Below are 467 nucleotides of genomic sequence, written 5' to 3'. Positions count from 1 at the left end.
CTGGGAAAATGGATCTGGCAGTTGGCAGAAGAAGATGCTTTACCGCTGGAAGAAATTACTCAGGAGCTTGTCAGTCAGTATTTGCGTTTCATTGAGCTATTTGGACGCAAACCTACGCATCTTGATAGCCATCATCATGTGCATATGTTCCCGCAGATTTTCCCGATTGTTGCCAGGTTTGCGGCAGAGCAGGGCATTGCGTTGCGGGCGGATCGTCAGATGGCGTTTGATTTGCCGGTCAACCTGCGCACTACCCAGGGATTCAGCAGTGCATTCTACGGTGAAGAGATCAGTGAGTCGCTGTTCCTGCAAGTGCTGGATGACGCAGGCCATCGGGGTGATCGTTCGCTGGAGGTGATGTGTCATCCGGCGTTTATCGATAATACTATCCGTCAGAGTGCTTACTGTTTCCCACGCTTAACGGAGCTGGATGTGTTGACATCAGCGTCGTTGAAAGGTGCTATCGC

At 51.2% G+C, this 467-nt stretch carries 1 protein-coding gene; it reads left to right on the top strand.

Annotated features, from left to right (window positions below):
- Positions 1-21: 21 nt before the first annotated feature.
- Positions 22-467, top strand: a 446-nt coding sequence (locus K0039_RS25205; RefSeq protein ID WP_228106869.1) for a ChbG/HpnK family deacetylase, incomplete at its 3' end; no start/stop codon positions are given.

This window comes from Terrisporobacter mayombei (assembly GCF_020748465.1).
GTDB lineage: Bacteria > Bacillota > Clostridia > Peptostreptococcales > Peptostreptococcaceae > Terrisporobacter > Terrisporobacter mayombei.
Note: the sequence above shows the minus strand (reverse complement) of the source record. Positions and strands in the feature narration are given on the sequence as shown.